Annotated in this window: 19 protein-coding genes (1 of these 19 running past the window's edge); 10 read left to right on the top strand and 9 right to left on the bottom strand. The window is 70.8% G+C overall.

The annotated features are described in order from the left end of the window. The 6 genes from UA75_RS29505 to UA75_RS32300 all read left to right on the top strand — a co-directional run bounded on the left by UA75_RS29505 (position 1) and on the right by UA75_RS32300 (position 7,474). Positions 1 to 786, top strand: coding sequence for a hypothetical protein (locus UA75_RS29505; protein ID WP_075743013.1), 786 nt, complete (start codon positions 1 to 3; stop codon positions 784 to 786). After that, positions 783 to 2,192: an O-antigen ligase family protein gene (locus UA75_RS29500; RefSeq protein ID WP_075743012.1), complete on the top strand. Its 1,410-nt coding sequence runs from the start codon at positions 783 to 785 to the stop codon at positions 2,190 to 2,192. Before UA75_RS29505 ends, UA75_RS29500 begins: the two co-directional genes overlap by 4 nt. After that, positions 2,182 to 3,153 (top strand): glycosyltransferase family 2 protein, encoded by a 972-nt coding sequence (locus UA75_RS29495; RefSeq protein ID WP_075743011.1) that lies wholly within the window; start codon positions 2,182 to 2,184, stop codon positions 3,151 to 3,153. Before UA75_RS29500 ends, UA75_RS29495 begins: the two co-directional genes overlap by 11 nt. Further along, entirely contained in the window at positions 3,150 to 4,001 is an 852-nt protein-coding gene (locus tag UA75_RS29490; RefSeq protein ID WP_075743010.1) for a glycosyltransferase family 2 protein, read from the top strand. Before UA75_RS29495 ends, UA75_RS29490 begins: the two co-directional genes overlap by 4 nt. Before the next feature lie 91 nt (positions 4,002 to 4,092). Then, positions 4,093 to 6,093 (top strand): oligosaccharide flippase family protein, encoded by a 2,001-nt coding sequence (locus UA75_RS29485; protein WP_075743009.1) that lies wholly within the window; start codon positions 4,093 to 4,095, stop codon positions 6,091 to 6,093. A gap of 157 nt (positions 6,094 to 6,250) precedes the next feature. Continuing rightward, positions 6,251 to 7,474 carry a glycoside hydrolase family 6 protein gene (locus UA75_RS32300; protein WP_198042872.1) on the top strand — a complete coding sequence of 408 codons (1,224 nt, stop codon included), beginning with the start codon at positions 6,251 to 6,253 and terminating at the stop codon, positions 7,472 to 7,474. Between the two features lie 22 nt (positions 7,475 to 7,496). Here the strand turns inward: UA75_RS32300 and UA75_RS29475 are convergent, their stop codons facing one another. After that, on the bottom strand, positions 7,497 to 8,687 hold the full coding sequence (locus UA75_RS29475; protein ID WP_075743008.1) for a glycosyltransferase: 1,191 nt from the start codon (positions 8,685 to 8,687) through the stop codon (positions 7,497 to 7,499). Continuing rightward, positions 8,687 to 9,595: a WecB/TagA/CpsF family glycosyltransferase gene (locus UA75_RS29470; RefSeq protein ID WP_075743007.1), complete on the bottom strand. Its 909-nt coding sequence runs from the start codon at positions 9,593 to 9,595 to the stop codon at positions 8,687 to 8,689. The genes UA75_RS29475 and UA75_RS29470 overlap by 1 nt, the downstream gene beginning before the upstream one ends. A gap of 329 nt (positions 9,596 to 9,924) precedes the next feature. On the opposite strand from UA75_RS29470, the gene UA75_RS29465 reads away from it, so the two are divergent. After that, entirely contained in the window at positions 9,925 to 11,274 is a 1,350-nt protein-coding gene (locus UA75_RS29465; RefSeq protein ID WP_075743006.1) for a glutamate-1-semialdehyde 2,1-aminomutase, read from the top strand. Positions 11,275 to 11,664: 390 nt separating this feature from the next. On the opposite strand, the gene UA75_RS33565 is transcribed toward UA75_RS29465, so the two are convergent. Both UA75_RS33565 and UA75_RS29455 read right to left on the bottom strand, forming a co-directional pair. Next, positions 11,665 to 12,597: a protein phosphatase 2C domain-containing protein gene (locus UA75_RS33565; RefSeq protein ID WP_157434498.1), complete on the bottom strand. Its 933-nt coding sequence runs from the start codon at positions 12,595 to 12,597 to the stop codon at positions 11,665 to 11,667. A 95-nt stretch (positions 12,598 to 12,692) separates the two neighbouring features. After that, the gene (locus tag UA75_RS29455) at positions 12,693 to 13,490 is read right to left on the bottom strand and encodes a YczE/YyaS/YitT family protein (RefSeq protein ID WP_318533276.1); all 798 of its coding nucleotides are present in this window, start codon (positions 13,488 to 13,490) and stop codon (positions 12,693 to 12,695) included. A gap of 61 nt (positions 13,491 to 13,551) precedes the next feature. Between UA75_RS29455 and UA75_RS29450 the strand changes: the two genes are divergently transcribed. Then, positions 13,552 to 15,027 carry a PLP-dependent aminotransferase family protein gene (locus UA75_RS29450; RefSeq protein WP_075743004.1) on the top strand — a complete coding sequence of 492 codons (1,476 nt, stop codon included), beginning with the start codon at positions 13,552 to 13,554 and terminating at the stop codon, positions 15,025 to 15,027. A 470-nt stretch (positions 15,028 to 15,497) separates the two neighbouring features. On the opposite strand, the gene UA75_RS29445 is transcribed toward UA75_RS29450, so the two are convergent. The 5 genes from UA75_RS29445 to UA75_RS29415 form a co-directional block, all read right to left on the bottom strand. After that, entirely contained in the window at positions 15,498 to 16,451 is a 954-nt protein-coding gene (locus UA75_RS29445) for a hypothetical protein (protein ID WP_157434497.1), read from the bottom strand. A 1,126-nt stretch (positions 16,452 to 17,577) separates the two neighbouring features. Then, positions 17,578 to 18,201 carry a DNA-3-methyladenine glycosylase I gene (locus UA75_RS29430; RefSeq protein WP_075743000.1) on the bottom strand — a complete coding sequence of 208 codons (624 nt, stop codon included), beginning with the start codon at positions 18,199 to 18,201 and terminating at the stop codon, positions 17,578 to 17,580. Beyond that, complete coding sequence (locus tag UA75_RS29425; RefSeq protein WP_075742999.1) at positions 18,198 to 18,908, bottom strand: alpha-ketoglutarate-dependent dioxygenase AlkB family protein; 711 nt, start codon at positions 18,906 to 18,908, stop codon at positions 18,198 to 18,200. Before UA75_RS29425 ends, UA75_RS29430 begins: the two co-directional genes overlap by 4 nt. Positions 18,909 to 19,781: 873 nt before the next feature. After that, on the bottom strand, positions 19,782 to 20,399 hold the full coding sequence (locus UA75_RS29420; protein WP_075742998.1) for a methylated-DNA--[protein]-cysteine S-methyltransferase: 618 nt from the start codon (positions 20,397 to 20,399) through the stop codon (positions 19,782 to 19,784). Beyond that, entirely contained in the window at positions 20,396 to 20,893 is a 498-nt protein-coding gene (locus UA75_RS29415) for an RNA polymerase sigma factor (RefSeq protein WP_075742997.1), read from the bottom strand. Before UA75_RS29415 ends, UA75_RS29420 begins: the two co-directional genes overlap by 4 nt. A gap of 462 nt (positions 20,894 to 21,355) precedes the next feature. Here UA75_RS29415 and UA75_RS29410 point away from each other — a divergent pair, with 462 nt between their 5' ends. Both UA75_RS29410 and UA75_RS29405 read left to right on the top strand, forming a co-directional pair. After that, positions 21,356 to 21,847, top strand: a complete 492-nt coding sequence (locus UA75_RS29410) for an SRPBCC domain-containing protein (protein ID WP_075742996.1) — start codon at positions 21,356 to 21,358, stop codon at positions 21,845 to 21,847. A 170-nt stretch (positions 21,848 to 22,017) separates the two neighbouring features. Then, a protein-coding gene (locus UA75_RS29405) for a winged helix-turn-helix transcriptional regulator (RefSeq protein WP_404800006.1) crosses the window boundary here: on the top strand, positions 22,018 to 22,209 show its 5' portion. Its footprint extends 123 nt past the window's final position; the window shows 192 of its 315 coding nt (coding positions 1–192); the start codon lies at positions 22,018 to 22,020; its stop codon lies beyond the right edge, outside the window.

Raw genomic sequence — 22,209 nt, 5'->3', positions numbered from 1 at the left:
GTGATCAGGGAGGAACACGGAACCGTCTGTGCCGAGGCCAGGGCGGAGCGCATGGCCAGAGCGGCGCGGACGGCGACGGCGGTCGGCGGACGAGCGAGGCAGCCTGCCCTGCCCGACCCGGTGCCAGGGCCGGGCATGGACGCGGTGCAGGTCTTTCGAGTGCTGCGCAGGCAGTGGCGTCTGACGACGGCGCTGATCACGGTGCTGCTGGCCCTGTGCGCCGCGACCGTGTTGGTCGTGCCCGTCCAGCACCGGGTGACCGGGGTGCTGCTCGTCCTCACCCAGCCGGGTCCTGAGGGCGGCAACCCGTACGCGCAGGTCGACCGGGCCCAGGCTCAGGCCGCGGCGCTGGTGGTCACGGTGCTCAACGCGCCCAGGACGCGGGCGGAGCTGGCGGCGGCAGGCGCGACCGGTGACATCGAGGTGTCCAATGAGGACGGGCAGCTTGCCGAGGACAGTCCGTTCCTCACGGTGACCGTGACGGCGGTCGAGTCGGCTGCCGCCCTGCGGACCAGCGCGATCGTCATCGATCGGGCGCGGGAGGAGCTGGCGCGTCGACAGGACGCCTCCGGCGTCGCCCAAGGCGAGCGAGTCGAGTTCAGCGAGGTTCTGCCTGCCGACCTCGCGACCACGACCCGTGCCTCGCAGCTGCGTGCCGTGGTGCTCGTGTTCGGGCTCGGGCTGATCGCCGTGATCGGCGGCGTCGTGCTGGTGGACCGGGTGCGGGCGAGTCGTTCGACGACGGCGCCCGACGCGCGTCCGCAGCGGAATCAGTATTCGCGGTGACCCCTCGACTGCTCGCCCGTGCCGCCGGCGCGCCGACACCGGCGGGGCTGGTGGTCGTCCGGCCCGCACTGGTGCTCGCGGTGTTCGCCCTGGCACTGGCCCTGCCGCAGACTGCGGTGTTCGCCGGGGTGGGCGGGGCGCTGACCCCGGCGCGGCTGGTGGCCTGCGCGGCGCTCGGCTGGTGGCTGCTGGCCCGATTCGCGGGTGGACTCGGGCTGCGGACCGCGCGGAACGGCGTGCGCCGTGCCGCGTTGCTCTTCCTTCTCCTCGCCGCCCTCGCCCATGCCGGGGCGTCGGCGCGCGGCATCCCCGACGAGCTGCTCGCCGCCTCGGATCGGCAGGTGGTGTTGTTCCTGCTGGCGTTCGGGGTGCTTCTTCTCGCCTGCGACGGGCTCGGCGATCTCCGGGCGGTCCGGATCGTGCTCGGGGCGCTGGTTCTCGGCGTGGCGGCCTCGGCGGGCGTGGCGATCGTCCATTTCGGGCTCGGGGTCGATCTGCGTCCGGTGGTCGTTCCACCGGGACTGGTGATGCAGGGACTCTGGGACGCGGACCTGGCCCGAGGCGGCCTGCTCCGAGCCATGGGGCTGGCCAACCATCCGATCGAGCTCGCGGGGCTGTGCGCGCTGGTCCTGCCGCCTGCCCTGTATCTGACCTGGTACGCCCGGCATCGACTGGTGTGGCGGTGTTGCTGTGCCCTCCTCGTGCTGGGAGCGCTGACCACGATCTCGCGCACGGCGCTGCTCGGCATCGCGGTCGTGGCCGTGCTGCTGCTGCCCGTGCTGGGCCTGTTCCGGTGGGCGCTGTTCGGCACGGTGCTCGCGGCGCTGCTCGGCGTCGCGGCCCTGTCTTGGCCGAGGCTCAGCGCGGTGCTCCAGCGCACTGTTCTCGGCTCTCCCACCGACAACAGCGTGCAGGCCAGGCTGAACGACTACGCCTATGTCTCGGACCGGCTGGCCGGGGCCCCGCTCAGCGGGCAGGGCTTCGGGACGTATCTGGCCCCGCCGCAGCCCTATCTGGACAACCAGTACCTGCTGACCTCGGTGGAGTCCGGACTTCCCGGCCTGGTCGGCCTCGTCGCCCTGCTGGGGGCGACGGCCGTGGCGGCGGCGGGGACGGCATGGCGGTGGCGGGCCGGTCGTCGGCTGTTCCGGGGCGAGGCGGCGTCCATGCCTGCCGGGCGGGGAGTCGGTCGGCGGGGCGGGCTCGGCGCCTCGGAGATTCACGCGGCGGCCTGGGCGGTCTTCGCCTCGACGGTCGTCGGTGTGCTCTGCCTCGGCACCTTCGACGCCCTGGCCTTTCCACAGTTTCTCGGCTCGCTGTTCCTGCTGATCGGTGTGGCGGGAGCGCTGCTCGCGTTGCGCGAAGACTCGAATTCGATGACGGGGGGTCTGTCCGGTGCGCGTTGAGGTCGCGGACGGAACGGTGTTGGTCGCGGTGGTCACCTACAACTCGGAGCGTGACCTGCCCGCATTGCTGGGCAGCCTGCCCGCAGCCATGGACGGGCTGCGGGGGTGGCGACTGATCGTGGCGGACAACGGCTCCACGGACGACACCGTGGGGTTGGCACGCACACTGGCGCCGTACGCGCAGGTGGTGACGAACGAGGCGAACCTCGGGTACGCGGCCGGGGTGAACACCTGCCTCGCGCTCGCGCGAGAGGGCGAGGCCGTGCTCGTGCTCAACGCCGACGTCTACCTGACACCACGAGCGGTCCCCGCGCTGCTCGCGGCCTGTGCGGACCCGGAGGTCGGCATGGCCGTTCCCCTGGTTCGCCGACCCAACGGTGTTCGCGAGGCGACCCTGCGGCGGCGCCCCACCGTGCTCCGGCAGTGGGGTGAGGCGTTGCTGGGCGGCGCGGCGGGCCGGATTCCCGCCCTCGGCGAGCGGATCACTCCCGGCACGGCGATCGAGGCGGACTGGGCGAACGGCGCGGCCCTGCTGATGCCGTCCAGGGTGGTGTCGCGGATCGGCTGGTGGCGGGAGGACCTCTTCCTCTACTCCGAAGAGGTCGACTACTGCAGGCGGATCACCGACGCGGGATGGCGGATCAGACAGGTGCCCTCGGCCGTCGTCTATCACCGGGGAGGCGAGTCGACGACGGTGCCGGAGCTGTGGGCACAACTGGTCACCAACCGGGTGGTGCACCTGGCGAGGTGGGAGGGCAGGCGCGCTGCGCTGCTCGGGTGGCTCGCGCTGGTGGTCGGGGCGCTGTTGCGGACTCCGCTCGGCCGGGCCACGCATCGGCGTGCTCTCGGCGCTCTGCTCCGGGGCAGGTCGCGGCTGGTACGAGGCCTGCCGTCGCACCCGGCGACGGGCGGTCGGCTGCCCGCTCGCGCGCTCACCGACGAGTCTCGGGTGCGGACATGAGCGCCCGGCATCGTGCGCTGCCGAGGGTGGCCAAGGACGTCCTGCGTCGACTGATCGGTCGCCACGTGGTGGCCGAACGCTGGTGGCGGCTGCGCTTCGCGGCGCGGCGGCGGGCCGACCGACGGGCCGAGGAGGCCGAGGTGCGCAGGCTGCGCCCGACGCTCCCGCAGCTGCCCGCCGCGGAGGTCGTCGTGGTGATTCCGACGTATCGCAGGCCGGAGCGCCTCGCCCGCGCCGTGCACAGCGTGCTCGCCCAGACCGTCACCGACGTTGAGATCATGGTGATCGACGACGGGGGCGGCGAACCGGGTGTCCTGCCGGACGACCCGAGGCTGACGGTGCTGACGCTCTCGCGTAACCACGGGAGCTGCGGGCTTCCCCGGAACGTGGCGATGCGGCTCTCCCGATCGCCCTTCGTCGCTTTCCTGGACGACGACAACACCTGGCGCCCGGACCATCTGGAACGCACGCTGCGGGCACTGCACGCGGGATCGGGCCTGGTGTACACGGCGGTACGGCGCGTTCGCGAGGACGGTTCGCAGCTTGACGTGCTGGGCAGGGACTTCTCCCGTCGCGCGCACTCCGACGACTCCTGGGTGGACGCGAACTCGATCGTGGCGCGGCGGTCGGCCCGGCTGCGCTTCGACCCCTGGGCCAGGCCGAAGTGGGTCAATCCGAAGGAGGACTGGGAGTTGGTTCACCGGCTGTCTCGACGGGTCGCGGTGACCTATCTCCCGGTGGTGACCGTCGACTACGCGGTTCACGACGGGAGCTACTTCACCGAGTGGCATCGCGTGCCCGACGACGTGATCCGCGAGCACCAGCGCGACGAGCGGACTCCGTCGTGACCTCGGACGTCCCCGCGACCCCGGCGGCGAGGTCGTTGCTCACCGTCGAGGGGGCGGCCGCGCGGGACCCCGCGCGAATGAGGGGCAGACGATGACCGCCCAGGCGAGAGGCAGACCCTCGGCCCGCTCGGGGTCCGGCGGGTCCGGCCGGGCGGCCGAGAAGCCCGGGCGGGACGCAGGCTCGCTCGGCGGTCGATTCCGCCGAGGCCTGCGACTGAGCCTGCTGAACACGGTGCTGTCGCGGGCGGGCACCTTCGCGTTGGGCGTGCTGCTGGCCAGGGTGTTCGTCCCGGAACAGTTCGGTGTGTACGCCGCCGCGCTCGTTGTCCAACAGCTGTTGTTGACGGTGAACGACCTCGGCGCCGCGGCCGCGTTGGTACGTCGCCCGGAGACCGCGGCCGCAGGGGGCGCGGGCGAGGTGGCGGCGGGGGGAGCCGTGCGGGCCGACGCGGGGTCGCCGGGTGCCGGGCCCGGGGCTTTCCTGCCATCGGCGACGGGCTCGCCTGCTGCGTCCTCGCCGTCCTTGCCGCTCACGGAGCCCGGACCGGCTGCGGACCGGCCTTCCCCGGCGGGGCTGCCGACGGTGCTGCGCACCGTGTCCGGGCAGATCGCCGCTGGTGATCGCCCGGCAGGCGGCCCGGCCGCTGCGGCGGCCGATCCCGATCCCGCCGGGCGGACGAGCCGGGGCGAGCCGATCCGGGTGGACTCCGCCGACGGGATCGACGCCATGCTGCCGACCGCGTGGACGCTGTCGGTGCTGTGGGGCGCGGTGGGCGCGGTCATCTGCCTGGCCGGAGCGGGCGGGCTCGCCGACCTGCTGGGCAGCCCCGCCGCGACGGACCTCATCCGGGTCATGGCGGTGACGCTCCTGCTGGACGGGTTCGCCTCCGTTCCCGCCGCGATGTTGACCAGAGAGCTGCGGCAGGCCCGGCGGCTGGTGGCCGATGTGTCGGGCATGGCCGTGAACCTGACCCTGACCGCGCTGCTGGCCCTCGGCGGGCTGGGCCCGTGGGCGCTGGTGATCGGCAACGTGACCGGAACGGCTCTGACCGCCGTGCTGGTCATGGGGCTGGCGCGGGTCTGGCCTCGATTCGGCTTTGATCGCCGGTACGGCGCGGAGATCACGCGGTGCGGTGCCACGATGCTGGGCGCGTCGATCCTGCTGGTCGTCGTCCAGGCCACGCCCCAGGCGGTGACGGGCAGCCTGCTCGGGGCGAGCACCCTGGGCTTCTTCTATCTCGCGTCGAACATGGCGAACTGGCCCGCCGTCCTGGTGTCGGCCACCGTTGAACGGGTGGCCCTGGCCACCTTCTCCCGTGCCAGGGATGCCGGGAGAGACCTCTCCCATGCGGTCTCGACGGTGCTCGGGCTGGTGTGTGCCGTGGTGCTGCCCGGCGGGGTCGCCTTGGCGGTCCTGGCCGAGCCGCTGATCCAGGTGGTCTACGGGTCGAGGTGGTCGCTCGCGGCGGCGGCGCTGTCCGGACTGGCGCTGGCTGCGGTCGCCAGAGTGGTCGCGGAACTGGTGTTCTCGCTGCTGATCGCGGTGGACGCGATGTCCTCCTCCGTACTGCTGCTCGCCTGCTGGGCGGCGGCATCCGTGCCCGCGACGATCTGGGCGGCCGGGGTCTGGGGCCTGCCGGGCGTCGCATGGGCGCAGGCCGCGGTGGCCCTGCTCGTCGCCCTGCCGGTGCACCTGCTGGCCCTGCGACGGGCGCGCGTCTCGCTGCTCACCGTGGTCGGCGGAGCGGCCGTCCCGCTGTTCTCCGCGCTTGGCTGTGGCGCGTTGCTACTCGGGCTGCGCGGCCTCGCGCTGCCTGCGGTGATCGAACTGGCCGTCGGCGGTCTGGTCGTCGGTGCGGTCGTCTTCGCGGGCGTCCTGCGTGCCCAGCGCAGGGTCGGTGCGGCCCTCGGTGATGTCGACCCGGCGGGCGGAGGACCCCTGCACGGCGATCCGCTGCACGGCGATCCGCTGGGCGGAGACACCGTGATCACCGACGCGGCGACCGACACCATGGCGGTCGGGGCCCCGGCAGAGACGGGCTCGGCGAACGCGCCCCGATCGGATGCGGTCCAGGGTGATGCCGCGCGGTGAACGACGGCCGTCCTCGGAGGATCGCCGAGCGATGGAAAGGCGAATGACCTTCACTCTGCGGAGTGATGTCGACGCAACCAGTGAGTTTCGATGGAAAGGTGGGGTACCAGAGGGGCAACGCCCGGCCGGGAGCGGTCGGCGGAGCGGGAGGTCCAGAATGGTTCGGTTTGCCAAGGCCTTGTTGGTGTTCGCCCCGATGCTGAGCCTGTTCGGCTGGTGGGACGACGATGTGCACCTTCCGAGACCGTCCTCGGTGCAGGAGACCCTCGAGTCGATCGAGATCGATCTCGACTTCGGCGGTTGGTGGCCCTTCAGCGACTCCTGGCCGTTCTTCAACCCCCGGCCCCCGGGCGGACCTTCCCCCGCCCCGCCGGACCCGCCTGCGACTGCTCCTGATGATCCGTCCCCGCCCGTAGCCGAGGAGCCGACGGAGCCGACCACTCCCGGCGTGCCCCCGCTGTCCGACTGGCCCGAGTGGCTGGCCTCCGGCGGGGACCCGGCGGATCTCGTCGGGTTCAACGGTTTCTACGGTGACCAGCGGACCGGGGTGCATCGATGGATCAGCCAGAACCCCCGTGACCCGCTGGCGGTACTGCTGACCAGGGAGATCGCCTCACAGCCGGTCGCATACTGGGTGGCCGACGGGGCAGGTGCCGAGCTGAGCGTCTTCGTCGAGACGGCGGCGGCCGAGAACATGGTTCCCGTCGTGGTCGCCTACAACATTCCGCATCGCGACTGCGGTCAGCACTCGTCGGGCGGTGCGGCCGACGCCGAGGCGTACCGGGACTGGGTCGACGAGGAACTCGTGCCCGCCTTCGGGGATCACGCGGCCATGCTGATTCTGGAGCCGGATTCGCTGATTCACCTCTCCTGCCTGTCCGGCGGGCTCCAGGACGAGCGCCTGTCGCTGCTGTCCTATGCCGTCGAGATGCTGGCCGAGCGGGCCCCTAACACCGCCGTGTACCTCGACGGCGGCGACGGCGTCCACAACTCGCCTGCGGAGATGGCGCCGCGACTCGCGGCGGCGGGCATCGAGAACGCGCGAGGGTTCGCGGTCAACGTCTCGAACTACAACACCGACGAGCAGACCGACGCCTTCGCCGCCGAGATGCGTCGGCTGTTGACCGAGGATCACGACGTCGACGCCGGTTATGTCGTGGACACGAGCCGCAACGGGGCAGGTCCCGGCGGCGACTGGTGCAACCCGCCCGACCGCAGGCTTGGCGAGCCGCCGAGGCTGGCGACCGAGGGCGAGGCCGCCGACGCACAACTCTGGATCAAGCACCCCGGCACCTCCGACGGCGACTGCGGCATCGGTCGCGGCACGGTCTCCGGCGAGTTCTATCCGGACATCGCGCGAGAACTGCTGTCGTTGAACTGATCCCGCCGGCGACGCCCGCCGGTCAGCACCACAGACCGGCGGGCGTCGTCCAGACCGCTCGGCTCTCGGCCCACGACAGGACGGGGGGGACGTGCTCGCCGCGCCGCCAGCGCAGGATCGCGTCCGCCGTCTGCACCGGGTCGTCCGCGATGAGCCATGGCCCGGCAGGGTCGATGGCCTCGGCCAGCGCCGCAGGCAGGACCGACGCCACACCGTGCTCGGCCGCCTCCAAGACCTTGACGCTGATGCCGGTGGCCGAACCGAAGCGGGGGATCACCGCCAGGCCGACTCGCCGGTAGAAGTCCGACACCGAGTCCACCGGACCTGCGGCCCGCACCCTCGGGTGATCGGCGAAGGCCTCGGTTCCCCGACCTGCCAACACGTAGTCCAGTCGGACGTCGAGTTCGCCGAGCCGGTCGTGGACCGGACCGAGCAGTGCCTCCAGCGCCCGCGCATTCGGCGGCCAGCCCGCCTTGCCGATGAAGCCGATCGTGGCGGGTACGTCCGAGGTTCGCGATCGACCCGGCTGCGGGCACAACGGCACGGAGATCGGCTGTGCAGGCACGCCCCAGGCGGCGAGACGCTCGGCATCGAGGCGGGACAGCGCGTAGACCCCGGCGGGCCGGGCGAGCAGCCGTCGTTCGGCGCGGCCGAGTCGGGCGGCCTCGCCGAGCAATCGCAGGGGCCGTGGCGAGTGCTCCCGTGCGATGACGGTCTCCACGTTGTGCGCGATGTGCGCCACGACGTCGACGTCTGCGTGCTCGGCGAGCAGCAGGCCCGGCCAGCCGCTGGTGATCACCCGACGGCCCTTGGCGCGTTCGCCGAGCAGCGACACCGCAGCGGACCAGCCGGGGAACGCGGTGAACTTGCGGCTCAGATAGGGCTCGCCGCTCACCAGCATCCCGAGTGCGATGCGCAGCAGCCTGCCGGGGTCGTCACGGACCTCCAACGGCACCCGGCCCGCTGACCTGATCGGGATGCCGGGCGTGCGGACGCCGGTGGCGGGCGCCGAGTCCGATCCGGTGGTCAGGGTCGCGGCAGGCGTGGTCTGGTCGATCGGCAGGCTGCGTTCGCCGGGCGGGCCGGTCACGCTGACGATCTCGATCTCGTGTCCCTCCGCCCGCAGCGCGGTGAGCAGCCGTCGGTCGACCCAGCCGCTGCCGCCCAACTCGGCACGGTCCGGGGGATAGGTGCAGACGAAGCAGACTCGCATCAGAGGTCCTCTCTGCGGCCGTCACCGCTCGCCGCGTGCGGCAGGCGGCCCGAGCGCGGATCGACCGGGCGCTCGTCAGTGCGGCGGACGACGTCGACGTGGTGTGTCGGGGCGGGCGCCATCGGTTCGCGGGCCGGGGCGAGGGAGTCCTGCGGGCGCCGCGCAGAGCGCACGCGTTCGCGGGCGACCCTGACGAGGAACAGCGGATTGCCGAGGACATAACGCCGAAACAGCCTGCGGGGTTCGCGACAGAGGCGGAAGAGCCATTCGACCCCGGTGCGGCGCATCCAGCTCGGCGCGCGGGACGTGCGTCCCGAGGCGAAGTCCAGAAAGGCGCCGACCGCCACTCCGAGCCGGACGCCGGTGGCGGGCAGGTGCCTCGCGAGCCACAGTTCCTGGCGCGGATTGCCCATTCCGACGACGAGGACGCCCGCGCCGCTCGCCTTGATCCTGGCGGCGACGGCGGGACCGTCGGCTGCGGAGAGATAGCCCGGCAGGCTTCCCGCCGATCGCAGGCCGGGAATGCGGTCGGCCAGGCGCGCCGCTGCCAGAACTCCGACCTCGTCCCGACCGCCGAGGAAGAAGACGCTCAGTTCTCGGTCGGCAGCCAGCCGAAGCACCTCCGGCGTGAAGTCGGTGCCGTTCAGATTCGTCGGGAAGGGAGTGCCGTGCCATCGGGCCGCCATCGCCATTCCCGATCCGTCGTTGAGCACGAGGTCGGCGTCCCGGAGGACCCGGTGGTAAGCGGGTTCGGTCGCCGCGAGGTTGGCGGAATGCGCGTTGACGTAACAGAGCAGCGCGGGGCCGGGCTGGTCGAGCAGCCTGCCCACCTCGTCACGCGCCTGGTCCAGCGTCAGCCGGGCCACCGGAATGCCGAGGATAGGTGCCGTGGGAATATCCGAGGGCATGGATGAATCGTGCCCGCATACGAGAAGTGCTGGCGTTCGCCGCCATTAATCAGATCAGGTGACTTCTTTCGGTCGAGCAGACCGAGAATTTTCAATGCTCTGGGTGTCGGCATTCCGGCATTAGGGTCGGATCTTCGGTCATCAGAGTAAGAGCCTGTCTTCAATCCCCACTTTCCTGTTGCGCGGGGTCAGCGCGGCGATCTGCGGCGTTGTCGTCAGTCAACATAACTCCGTTATGTCTCTTTCCTCCCCTGGCAGCTCAGCCACGCTGATCCCCGCTCACGACTCCAGGGGGATCAAAGACAGGCTCTAAGAGCGAGGATGACGACATGGCCTCACGAGAACGAGTCGAGCCGTCCTTCGCCCGATCGATGCAACTGCAACGACGGCTCCACGAGCTGGTGCCCGGCGGCGCTCACACCTACGCGCGCGGTTCCGATCAGTACCCGGAGCGAATGGCGCCGATCCTGGTGCGAGGAGCGGGCGCCCGAGTGTGGGATGCCGACGGAAACCGGTTCGTCGAGTACGGCATGGGCCTGCGGTCGGTGACCCTGGGCCACGCCTATCCGCCGGTGGTCGAGGCCGTTCGGCAGGCCGTGGCCGACGGCACCGGGTTCTCCCGCCCGACCACGCTGGAACTCGCCGCCGCCGAGGACTTCCTCACGCTCATTCCCGGCGCGGACATGGTCAAGTTCGCCAAGAACGGCTCCGACACGACGACCGCGGCCGTTCGGCTGGCCAGGGCGGCCACCGGGCGGGACCTGGTCGCCGTCTGTGCTGATCAGCCCTTCTTCTCCGCTGACGACTGGTTCATCGCAGGCGTCGGGATGAACGCGGGCATTCCGGCTGCCGTCCACGCCACGACGGTGCGATTCCGCTACAACGACCTCGATTCGCTGCGCGCGCTCTTCGACGCACACGACGGGCGGATCGCCTGTGTCCTGCTGGAGGCGGCCACCGCCTTGGCCGAGCCTGCCCCCGGCTTCCTCACCGGGGTGCGCGCGTTGTGCGACCGAACTGGCACGGTGCTGGTCTTCGACGAGATGATCACGGGTTTCCGCTGGTCGGCGGGCGGTGCGCAGGGCGTCTACGGGGTGACGCCCGACCTTTCCTGTTTCGGCAAGGCGATGGGGAACGGCCTGCCGATCTCGGCCTTGGCCGGGCGCCGCGAGCTGATGGAGCTGGGCGGGCTGGCCACCGACGCGCACCGGGTGTTCCTGCTCTCCACCACGCACGGCGCGGAGACCGTGTCGCTCGCCGCCTTCCGCGCCGTGGCGGCGGCCTATCGACGAGACGACCCCGTCGGAGTGATGGAGCGGCAGGGTACGGCACTGGCGGCCGGGGTGAACCAGGCAGCGGCAGAGCTGGACCTCGCCGACTTCGTCGCCGCCGTCGGCAGACCGAGCTGCCTGGTCTTCACCACGCGCGACGCATCGGGGCAGCCGAGCCAGGCTTTTCGCACCCTGTTCCTCCAGGAACTGCTCAAGAACGGTGTCCTCGGTCAGTCCTTCGTCGTCTCGGCAGCGCACACGGACGACGATGTCGCCGACACCGTCGAGGCGGTGACCCGCGCGCTGGACGTCTATCGAAAGGGGCTGGAGTCCGGTCTCGACGGTCTGCTGCACGGCAGACCGGTGGCCCCCGCACTGCGCAGCCATGCCGCGCCTCGGCGGCTCTGACGAGGCGGCGGTGGTCGGCGGAGCCGGTGAACGGAACTGATCCGGGGCTCTGCTCGACGGCTCTGGTCGGAGAGCGGGCCTCGAACGCGGCGCGGTCGGGCAGACCGGGCCGCGCGGCTCGGGGGTCGTTCGTCGGGCGGCCCACGGTGGGCGGTGACCTGAGCGATCCGGCAGGTCGGGGTCGCCGGACGCGGCGGGTTCCTTGTCGGATCGTCTCGGCGGTGCACACATCCGGCTAGGAACCCTCGGAGTCACTGCGTGGGCCGACGGTGTGATCGGGTCGGGCGGAGTACACCGGTCTGCTCCGGCCGTCCTGACTCCGTGTGCGCGGGGATCGTCTCGGACAGCCGGCAGGCGGCCGGGCCGTGCGAGGTGCTCGGGTGTGCCCCCTCAGCCCAGGACGACTCGGACGAGGCTCTGATCGTCATGCCGCTTGGCGCGCGGCCACCGCCGCCCGTCGGGGTCGGACTCCTCCGCGGCGCGGACGTCGTCGAGCACCGCCTGGACGCCCGCCGTCCTGGCCCGATCCGCCAGCGCGTTCCAGTCGGCGAAGAGGCCGTAGTCGTCGACCCCGCAGGAGACTCCGTCGCTGGCCAGGAGCACCTCACGGACCTCCGACCTCGGCCAGCTCGACACCACGGCCTCCCATGCCGCCGCAGGCAGGGCCTCGGCCACCCAGAACCCGCCGGGGACGTTGCGCAGCCGCGCCGTGCGACTCATCGCGGCTCCCAGCGCCTCTCGATGCCCCCCGTCAAAACCGCCGCCCGTGCGGAGGCGCTCCCGGAAACCTCGGGACGTCGAAGATTCCTCCGACGAGGCCGCCCCAGATGCGGCGGCTCCGACAGTCGCAGCCCTCGGCGGATCAGCGGATGTCGCGCCGCCTCTGCCTGCCTGGTCACCAGAATCGGGGGCGGACGACCTGCGGGACGAGCGCAGGCCTGCCAGCCGGTCGTCGGTCACCGGCCGGACTCCGGAATCGGTGAAGGCCACCACCGGACTGTCGGCGAGCACCAGGGCCTCCACGATCTCGTCGTCCCAACGCAGCAGTGCGACCGTGCTCGAGGGCGAGTCGCCGGGCGTGAGGTCGTGCCTGCTCACCAGGGTGGAGATCGCCTCGGCCAGAATCGCTCGCAGATCGTCGCCTCGGCCGGGGAGTCGGCGGGCGAGTTCGTTCGCGAGTCGCTCGGCGTACCAGCCGCCGTTCTGCTCCCTCGGCGTGAGCATGGTCGCTCCGTCCAGCAGGACGATCGCCTGCGGCAGCACGACCACGCGATCCTCGGATCGCACGGTGCCTGCCCGCTCGGCCACCTCGACAGTCGGCATCGACTCACCCTACGGGCGGCGGGCGTCGCCGCGAGCCGGACCGGATCAGGCGACGGCCCAGCCGCAGGGCATCGCCTCGGCCGGGCCACATCGGGTCAGCCGGTCGGCCCGTCAGTCGAGGGCCGTGCGACCGGGGCGGTCGGAGTCGGCGGGATCGTCGTCTCCGGTGCGTCGGGTGTCCCTGCCGATCGATGCTCGCAGGCAGCGGCCTCGGCCTGCGGCTCCGGTCGCGCGGCCGGACCGGAGGACTCCGGTCTGATCGATCGGTTGCGGACGGCGACGAGGGGCAGGAAGAACTGGGTGATCGGTCCGATCGCCACCGCGTAGCAGATCGTGCCGAGACCGAGCGTGCCGCCGAGGAGCCAGCCTGCGGTCAGCACGAAGATCTCGATGCCGGTGCGCACGAGCTGGACTGACCAGCCGGTGCGAGCGGCGAGGCCGGTCATGAGGCCGTCACGGGGGCCCGGACCCAGCCGAGCGCCGACATAGGTGGCGGTGGCCAGACCGTTCAACACGACCCCGGCGACGAGGAAGGCGAGCTGCGGAGCCGGCGTCTGCGGCGAGGGCAGGATCGCAAGTGCGGCATCCACGATCAGGGCGATGACGAGGACGTTCGCGACGGTCCCGATGCCGGGGCGTTGCCGCAGCGGAATCCAGGCCAACAGCACCAGGCCGCCGGTGATGGCGGTGACCTGGCCGAAGCTCAGTCCGAGCCGCCGAGTGAGACCCTCATGCAGCACATCCCACGGCGGCAGGCCCACGCCGCTGCGCACCATGATCGCCATACTCGCCGCGTAGAGGACGAGGCCCGGCACGAGCCTGCCGAACCTGGCGGTCGGCCGGTCGGCCAAGGGGAGCATGGAGAGATCGATACGAGGGCCATTCGCTGCCATGTCGTCATCCTGCGAGAACTTGGCCTGCTATATCTCGGGCCAATCTGGAACAATTGGCCTCATGTCAGCCGTGTTCCCGCTCGGTAGCCGCATCTCCGGGAGCCGGCTCGCCGAACTGCTCGGACCGTGGCGCGACGGCAGCGGCAGACAGGGCACGGCCCGGCTCGCCGCCGCACTACGCCAGCTCGTCCTCGAGGGCAGACTCGTGGCAGGCACCAGGCTTCCCTCGGAACGCGAATTGAGCGCCACGCTGGCGGTGAGCCGCACCATGGTGACCTCGGCCGTCGACCGGCTCCGCGAGGAGGGCCTGCTCGCCAGCAGACAGGGGGCGGGAACCTGGGTGACGCTCGAGGGGGCGGTTCGGGAGCCGGGCGGCTGGAGTGCGATGTCCGAGCCCGCCCCGTTGGACCTGGCCCTGGCGAGCCCGGCGGCGATACCGGAGTTCCCCGCCGCCGTCGAGCGGGCCGCTCGCAGACTGCCCCCGTTTCTCGCGGGCGGCGGACACCAACTGCAAGGCCTGCTGGAACTGCGCGAAGTGATCGCCGACCGCTTCACCCGGCGCGGCCTGGCCACCGGACCGGAGCAGATCCTCATCACCAACGGCGCTCAACATGCCTTCGCCCTGGTGCTGCGGATGCTCGTCGCCCCCGGTGACCGAGTGCTCATGGAACAGCCCGGCTATCCCAACGCCTATGAGGCCGTCCGCGCTGTCAACGGACGGATCGTCGTCGCCGCGCTTCGTGAGGACGGCTGGTGTCTGGCCGAGATCGAGGCCGCCGTCCGGCAGTCCGCGCCCCGCCTCGCCTACCTGATGCTCGACTTCCACAATCCCACCGGTTTTCGCATGGCGGCGCCGGAACGCGACCGGCTGGCAGGCTTGCTCCGACGCACCAAGACCATGGCCGTCATCGACGAGACCCTGGCGGAACTCGATTTCGACTTCGACCCCGCCGCCGTCCCACCGCCCCCGATGGCCGCCTTCGCTCCGGAGCAGGTCATCACCATCGGCTCGTCGAGCAAGCTGTTCTGGGGCGGTCTGCGGCTGGGCTGGATCAGGACGACCCCGGAGCTCGTGCACCGGTTGGGCGCCGCCCGACTCGGCATGGACCTGGGCTCGCCGATCACGGAACAGCTCGTGCTCACCGAGCTCTACACCGAGGCCTTCGCCGATGACTCCGCAGTCGTGGCGCGGCGGCTGGCTGGTTTCGCGCGCAGCCGCGACCTCGTGCTCGACCTCGTCGGGCAGCACTGTCCGGACTGGTCGGTGCGGCGGCCTACGGGCGGGCTCTCCCTCTGGTGTGACCTGGGTGCCCCGATCAGCGCCCGGCTGGCCGCCTCGGCGAGAGACCGGGGCGTCCGGATCGTGTCCGGGGACCGCTTCGCCGTGCACGGCGGCCTGCGGGATCGTCTCCGGCTGCCGTATGCGCTGCCGCCGGAGCAGCTCCGCGAAGCGATCCGAAGGCTCGGGATGGTGGCGGCCGGACTCTCCACACGGGGCGGTCCGGAGCAGGAAGGACCGGTTCTCCCCGTGACCTGAGCGGTGCGATCAGCGGGCACGAACGGGACTTCCGGCGGGCCTGATCGCGGGCTGATCCGGTTCGATGATCTCCCGGGATCGCGGGGCGGGCCGCCTGCCCGCCCCGCGACCTGCTCACCGGCACGGCCCCTCGACGTGCCGGGGAGGGCCGGCTGTACTGCCGGCTGTCCCAGGTGCCCGCTCGGTGGTACGCGGGTGGTCTGATCGATGTCCCTCCGACCAGTGGGCTGGTCGGAAATGCTGATGGGGCCGACTCCGGCGGGCGGGCGGCCCATCGGAGTCGGCGGTGAGCGGGTGGCTGCAACGCGCTCGATGCCGAGAGAACTCGAAGCGGGGAACAGAAGAGCCTGCGTGCGAGGGGCGGCGGGCGCCGGATCGGCTGTTCTGGCGAACTCGCGGGCCGTATGCGGCGGCAGCTGCCACCACGGCGGACGGCGGGACGAAGACGCCCGAGCCTGCGTCCGCGCCGGTCAGTCAGGAGTCGGCGCCGGGCGGCGACTGAGGTCGCCGGTCGGGCAGCCGACTTCGTCTTCCGGGACCGACGACAGCGTGGGCTCCGGCAGGTTCGCCTGACAGGTCAACACGCCCTGGAGGCTTCGCTGCGGTCCGTGATCTGTTCCGATCGACGCCGAGGACAGCGCTGCGGGATTGAGCGCAGGCTGCTCCGACCAGCGACGCAGGGGGCCGGACTCCTGTGCGGATGTAGAAGGCGGGGCGATCGTCGACGCGGCACCGGGCGCGGGCGCGCTCGCAACAGCTCGGTCGTCGTGACCGGTGGTCGAGTCGAGAAGAGCGGCTGCGGCCTTCTCGGCGGAGCGGCCTGCCACGGTCCCGGCAGAGCCCGCAGCTCGGTCGGTCTCCTGGTTCTGGTCGTCTCGCTCGTCGTGCCCGACAGCAGGCCCTGGCGGTCGTGGGCTGTCGTCCGGCGCTGCCTGCGGCGGAGTTGGGATGAACGGGGTCGCGACGAGTGGGGTCGGGACGAGTGGGGTCGGGACGAAGGGAGTCGGTATGAGCAGCGCCGGGACGTCGAGCACGGGCTCCGGCAGCAGCGGAGCAGTCTGCTGCATGTCGGGCCTGCCGACGAGGTCGGGCAGCAGGCCGGGTCCGGCAGAGCTGATCTGCTTGAACGGCGCCTCGACGAGCCCGCCCCGCACGGGTGCCACGACCTCGCCCGACGCGTCGATCTCCTGATCGCCGAGGTCGACGTCGGCGAGCGAACAGCAGATTGCGGCGATCCTGTCAGCGTGGCCGGGCAGACCTGGCTGGTCGTGCGGCAGCTCAGCAGCTTCTTCTGCGTGTGCGGCCTGCGACGCGGCCGGGAGTACGGCCTGTGAAGCGTCCTCGGCATCATGCTCGGTCGGCGCGGCCTCGGTGTCCTGCACTGCTGCGGACGCCGTCCCGGCTGGCGCCGTCCCCGTCGTCATCCCCGTCCCCGTCCCCGGTGTCGGTGCCGTTTCCGAGGTCGCGGCCGGAGACCGCACGGATGCCGTTCCGGCAGTGGCTTCCGAAGTCTCGGGCGCCGCAGCGATCGCCGAGGCTGCCGTCGTGGTCTCGGCAGTCGGGCTCGCCGTCGTCGGGGTCGGCGTCTCGCGAACTCGACGGTCTTCCTGATCAGCAGGACGAGGCGATACGGATGTCTGATTCCAGGATTCAGGCTGGGATGGGCTCTCCGCCGCGGCGCTCGCTTCGACCGGCCTGGCCGCCGCCAGCGCCGTGTCCGAAGGAGTCAGGTCGTTCGCACTCGCTGCCGGGCGCGGCTCGTCGGGTTGTCCGGCCCGCGGTGCGATGCCCGCGTTCGCCCCTGCCGACGCGTTGCCTGCGGATCTGCCGAGATCGCCGGAGCGGTCGGACGCCTCTGCCGTGCCGATCGATGCCGAGCCCACCAGCCAGACGGCTGCGATCATCCCCGCCACGACTGCCAGCCGCACCCCGATTCGGCACAGCCGTCGCCTGCCGCCGTGCTCTGTCGCGGTGCGGAGCACCCTCACCACCACCTGCGGATGACTGGCCTCGTCTCGACGATCACGCGTGATCAGTACGCCACCCCATAGTCGGTGGTTCGCCGTTCGATCACGAGAGGCACCGCCGCTAACCACTCGGAAAGGCGGCTGATCTATCACCGTACGAGTGATTCTCCGTTAACTGGTTACACAGTGTCATAGCCGATCTTGCGGTGCCCCGTCTCGTGGTCGCCCGCCGGGTGGACGGCGAGTTCTTCGCATTCTTCTGCCCATCGACACGGCGAGTTCGACAGCGGAAGGAAGATCGGTTTCAGCCGGTCGGCACGCCGGGCGATGCGCCGGTCGTCGCCTCCGGCCTCCGCGACAGGTCGGCGATGCCCTGGGGATTGAGGCCGGCGCGCCCGTCGATCTTCCTCATGAATCTCCCGACAGCGAAACTCCAGTGCGGAGAGGACTCGACACGTCAAATCGTCGATCGATCCGACTGGCTTGTCTTGTCGAGGCCGCTCAGCGGGTTGCCGGTCCGGTACATCCGGTCACCTGCCGGGCTGGAAGTGAGATCCGGCGGCTCAGGCTTCGAACCATCGACTCAGCTTGTGGTCCACACGCCAGAGGCACCTCGACGATGACTGCTGAGAAGATGCGTGTCGACCATTCCGACGGCCTCCATCAACGCGAACATCGTGGTGGGACCGACGAAGGAGAAACCTCTCTTGCGTAGAGCCTTCGACAGGGCGATCGACTCGGGCGAGGTCGTCGGGATCTCGGCGATCGTACGCGGCTCCGGAGTCACCTCGGGCTGGAAAGACCAGACGAAGGCGTCTAGGCCGCCGTCCGCACGAAGCGCCATCGTCGCCCGTGCATTGGCGATGGTGGCGAGGATCTTCGAGCGGTTCCGCACGATGCCTGCATCGGCCATCAGCCGTGCCACGTCGGCATCGGAGTACGCGGCGACCGTGTCCGGGTGGAAATCATGGAAGGCAGTGCGAAAAGCCGGTCGCTTCCGCAGGATCGTCACCCAGGACAGGCCTGCCTGGAACGCTTCGAGGCTGATCCGCTCGAAGAGCTCCTGCTCACCGTGAACCGGCATTCCCCACTCGTTGTCGTAGTAGTCACGCAGCAGCGGATCGTCGACGGCCCAGGGCGGGCGGGCCAGCCCGTCGGCACACAGCACGGTGCCGTCGACGGACGGAGTGCGGTCTGCGCGTGTCATCGGTTCTCATCCTCCCGCCGGGTCGTCGGTGATGTTCGACCCTGTCTGTCATGCGACATCCCGGTGACCCGCATGGTGATGTTCACTCTTCCGTTCGTCAGGCCGAGCTCGGGAGCCGCCGTGTTCGGATAGACCTTCGGAACGCCGTGATACGCAAAGCGCGCGGGGCCGCCGAAGACGAACAGATCACCAGAGGCCAGCGTGACATCGACGTACGGGCGGCCCCGTGTCTCGGCGTTGCCGAACCGGAAGAGACAGGCGTCTCCGAGACTCAACGACACCACCGGATCGGCGGACTGCTCGTCGGCGTCCCGATGCATCCCCATCCTCGCGTGCCCGTCGTAGAAGTTGACCAGTACGGCGTCCGGTTGATAGCTCGTACCGGCCGCCCGGTCTTCGAATGCAGTCGCCACCGCCACCTTGCCCAGCTGGATCAACCAGGGCGGCAGCCGGGCGACGCGTGCCCCGTTCACATCGCCTGCGGTGCGGGTGTAGCGGTAAGGCTGCCAATGCCAGCCCAGGCACACCGTGCGCACGGACATCCGATGGCCGCTCGGCAGCGTCGCCGCGCGCATCGGCACGGGCCCGCGTGCCCACTCACGACACGCCGTCAGCAGCCGTCGCTGCTGCGCAGGGTCGAGCCAGCCGGGTATGTGGACTGCGCCGTCGCCGATCTCACGGCGCCCAGGGGTGAAGAGGGTGTCCACTGCGATCGACCTCCTCGCTACGACGTTCGGGCGGATCGGGACTCCCTCGCCGCTCGATCTTCGACAAGCCGATGTATCGGCAGGCTGCCTGGCTCCTGGCGCCCGGCTCAGGTCGCCGAAGCTACCGGGCTTCATGACTCGGCGACGGTGCTGGTCGGCGTCTGGTCATCGAGAACCTGCGGTGCGCATCCTCGCCCGGCCGGTGGCCGGAGCCCGGTGGCGCGTCGGGCTTGATCACGCTGTCTGGCCGTCACGACGAACCAGGCGGCATCGGGTGAACTGTGCGTCAGGCCGTCGGCCGCAGGGCCACGGGGTCACCGACCTGCCGACCTGCCGCCTTACCGACCTGCCTGCCGCCTTACCGACCTGCCGACTTACCCGGTGGCTGACTCGCCGAGTAGCCGACTTGCCGAGCGCCGAGGCGCCGAACGCCCACCTACCGAACGCCGAGAACTCGAACGCTGAGGAGCCGAGCGCCGAGGAGCCGAACGCCGAACCGCCCTGGGTCGGCCCTCGCCCGCCTGCCCAACCAGGCTGATGAACCGGCCACCCGTGTGGGAGATCCGGACCTGGCCGCCGGATGCCTGGATGCGCCGTCGCCGTGGCTGACCGTTCTTCGCCGGTTCTTCGCAGAACCTGTGATCGACTGGTCGACACGAGCACCAGGCCGCCGGAGCTTCGGTCGGGTGCGACCAGGCACGACGGCTCCACCGCAGCGTGTGCGGTGAACTCGATGCCGGCCGTTCGTCCCGTCCGTCGGTGACCGCCGGCAGCGCGCCGTCTTGCCACCGTCGTCCCGGGCTTCGCCCTCCTCGCTGCCCTCGCCGGCGTGCCGCACCGTGTCGCCGTCGCCGGTCCGACAGCGCTCCGGCGTCATGCGGTCTCCAGCTCGAGCAGTGTGTGCTTGGCGTCGGCGCCGCCGACGTAGCCGCCCGGGGAACCGTCGGAACGGACCACGCGATGGCAGGGCACGACGACCGGCAGTGGATTGGTCGCACAGGCCGTCCCCACGGCGCGAACCGCTTTGGGGCTTCCAGCGGCGACCGCGACCTCGGCATAGCTCGCGGTGCGGCCGTAGTCGATCGCAGGCAGCTTGCGCAGCACCGTCTGCCGGAAGCCCTTCGACAGGCTCAGATCCAACGGAACGTCGAAGCGCCTACGGTTGCCTTCGAAGTACTCCTCGAGCTGTCTGATCACCTCTTCCAGGCGTGACGGGACGTGCAGGATGCGAGGACTGATCCGCTCGGCGAGGTTCGCCAGGACGTGCTCGTGGTCCTCAGAGTCGTACGCCACCCTGGCGAGTCCGTGCCTCGTGGCGGCGAGCAGCAGGACCCCGACCGGGGTGTCGACGGTGTGATAGACGATGTCGATCACACCGGCGGCGGCTGCTGCCGTGGCCAGGCGTGCGTGGAGGCGTTCCGTCGTCGTGGCGTCGACGGAGTCGAGGGGCGCGAGGAGCGTGTCGACCTCCGGCTCGGCATAGTTGTTCATCGGGTGTCTCCTCTCGGTCCGAGACTGCCTGCATATGTCCTGCGCAGCGTTCGGATGCCGTCGGCCGCGGCCCGGCGCGCGGCCTCGGTGGTCCCGCCCGTGATCTCGGCGATGCTCTTGTGCGGCAGGCCGCCCAGGTAGTGGTAGGCGACCGTCTGACGCTGCTTGGACGGCAGCTCCTGGAGCGCGGTCCAGAGATCGTGGTTCCAGGCTTCGGGCAGGCCGGTAGTGGCGGGACGATCCGGCAGGCTCTCGGCGGCGACCGTGACCGGGTCTCTGGCGCGGGCTCGGGTGATGTCGACCGCCTTGCGGTGGGCGATGGTGACCAGCCATGCCTCCACGTTGACGGCGTCGTTGAGGTCGGGGTAGGCGCGCAGTGCGGCGAGGAAGGTCTCCGACCAGGCATCCTCGGCGTCTGCCTGACCGACGACGGCCCGGCACACCCGCAGCACCATGGAGCCGTGCTCGGTGACGATCTGTTCGAAGGGCTTCATGCTCACACCAGGTAGACGCGCGAGCGCCCTGGAACGTGAGGTGTCGATTTCGCAGATAGCTCTTTCGATACCAGGTTCGAATCGGAGCACCCGTTCGTGCTGCTGCGGCGCGCACCGGTCGCCCTGGCGAATCTCAGCTCGGGGGAGAGCCGACTGTCTGCGGCTTCGCCCCGCCGCCTGCGTCCGCACCCGACCGGTGCTGCGGGTGGAAGCGGCGGGCGCTTCGAAGCGCTGCCGGTGGTTCGCGGCCGGCGGGTTCGCGGTGATCGAGGTGCCCGGCGACGGCCGTCTCTCGGCAGGTGAGCCGCCTGCTCCGGAGTCGGACGGCCTTCGGGGGCAGCTCGATCCTGCGGCCTGCCCCGCGATCGGCAATCAATATGCAACACTGGGTATATAGCTAGCTCGGCATTAATGGGATTGGTTCGTAGGACGGGCCCACCGGCGACAACGAACGGAGTCGACATGCTCACCGCTTCGGGGATCACCGATGACGGACGCTTTCACCTGCGCTTCGAGCGCGAACTGGGACATCCTCCGGCCAAGGTCTGGCGGGCCCTCACCGAGATCGATGAGCTGCGCCGATGGTTCGTCGACATGCTCGACTACGAGCGAACCGTGTTCGAACCGCAGGCGGGTGCGGAGCTCCTGTTCGTGCCGCGAGCCGAGTATCAGGGGATGGCCGTCGGCCACGGGGTGATCACGGAGGTCGACCCGCCTCGGCTGCTCGAGTACACCTGGGGCGACGAGACCCTGCGCTGGGAGCTGGAGCCCGACTCGGCCGGGGGCAGCCTCCTGGTGTTCACGACCGTCTTCCCCGATCGCGCCGACGCGGCGCCGAACGCGGCGGGTTGGCACGTCGGTCTGGAACGGCTCGCCGCGCGCCTCGACGGCTTGGCGGCGGATCTCTCGAACCTCACAGAACTCGAGGACGAGTACGCCCGACTGCTCGCCTGACGGTAGATCCGCCGGACCAGGCATGTTCGGTCGGCCGACGAGGAATGAACGGGCCGGTCGGAGGTGCGGGCCGCGCCCGCCTCGCTCTTACGATGGACCGAACGGCCGAAGGGCGCGGGGTGCGGGGATCTGAAGGCGGGGTCGTGGTGAGGAGACCATTCGAATGCGGCATCGACGCAGCGGTCGACGTCATCGGTGGCAAATGGAAGGTGTTGATCCTCTGGGCACTGGATTCCGAGCCCAGGCGTTCCGGGGAGTTGAGGCGGATGCTGCCGGGGGTCAGCGAGAAGATGCTGATCCAGCATCTGCGTGAGTTGGAGACCGACGGGATCGTCCATCGCGAGGTCTATGCCGAGGTGCCG

Source organism: Actinoalloteichus sp. GBA129-24 (genome assembly GCF_001941645.1).
In the GTDB taxonomy this organism is placed as follows: domain Bacteria; phylum Actinomycetota; class Actinomycetes; order Mycobacteriales; family Pseudonocardiaceae; genus Actinoalloteichus_A; species Actinoalloteichus_A fjordicus.
The sequence above is the reverse complement of the archived record's forward strand: the minus strand, read 5'-3'. Positions and strand labels throughout refer to the sequence as shown.

What these genes read in the sequence shown, in the direction of transcription:
- UA75_RS29475 (WP_075743008.1), bottom strand. Translation starts at nt 8,687, where the DNA reads ATGCGAGTCTGCTTCGTCTGCACCTATCCCCCGGACCGTGCCGAGTTG.
- UA75_RS29465 (WP_075743006.1), top strand. Translation starts at nt 9,925, where the DNA reads ATGGCCTCACGAGAACGAGTCGAGCCGTCCTTCGCCCGATCGATGCAA.
- UA75_RS29455 (WP_318533276.1), bottom strand. Translation starts at nt 13,490, where the DNA reads ATGGCAGCGAATGGCCCTCGTATCGATCTCTCCATGCTCCCCTTGGCC.
- UA75_RS29450 (WP_075743004.1), top strand. Translation starts at nt 13,552, where the DNA reads ATGTCAGCCGTGTTCCCGCTCGGTAGCCGCATCTCCGGGAGCCGGCTC.
- UA75_RS29470 (WP_075743007.1), bottom strand. Translation starts at nt 9,595, where the DNA reads ATGCCCTCGGATATTCCCACGGCACCTATCCTCGGCATTCCGGTGGCC.
- UA75_RS33565 (WP_157434498.1), bottom strand. Translation starts at nt 12,597, where the DNA reads ATGCCGACTGTCGAGGTGGCCGAGCGGGCAGGCACCGTGCGATCCGAG.
- UA75_RS29410 (WP_075742996.1), top strand. Translation starts at nt 21,356, where the DNA reads ATGCTCACCGCTTCGGGGATCACCGATGACGGACGCTTTCACCTGCGC.
- UA75_RS29445 (WP_157434497.1), bottom strand. Translation starts at nt 16,451, where the DNA reads ATGACGACGGGGACGGCGCCAGCCGGGACGGCGTCCGCAGCAGTGCAG.
- UA75_RS29430 (WP_075743000.1), bottom strand. Translation starts at nt 18,201, where the DNA reads ATGACACGCGCAGACCGCACTCCGTCCGTCGACGGCACCGTGCTGTGT.
- UA75_RS29490 (WP_075743010.1), top strand. Translation starts at nt 3,150, where the DNA reads ATGAGCGCCCGGCATCGTGCGCTGCCGAGGGTGGCCAAGGACGTCCTG.
- UA75_RS29485 (WP_075743009.1), top strand. Translation starts at nt 4,093, where the DNA reads ATGACCGCCCAGGCGAGAGGCAGACCCTCGGCCCGCTCGGGGTCCGGC.
- UA75_RS29420 (WP_075742998.1), bottom strand. Translation starts at nt 20,399, where the DNA reads ATGAACAACTATGCCGAGCCGGAGGTCGACACGCTCCTCGCGCCCCTC.
- UA75_RS32300 (WP_198042872.1), top strand. Translation starts at nt 6,251, where the DNA reads ATGGTTCGGTTTGCCAAGGCCTTGTTGGTGTTCGCCCCGATGCTGAGC.
- UA75_RS29415 (WP_075742997.1), bottom strand. Translation starts at nt 20,893, where the DNA reads ATGAAGCCCTTCGAACAGATCGTCACCGAGCACGGCTCCATGGTGCTG.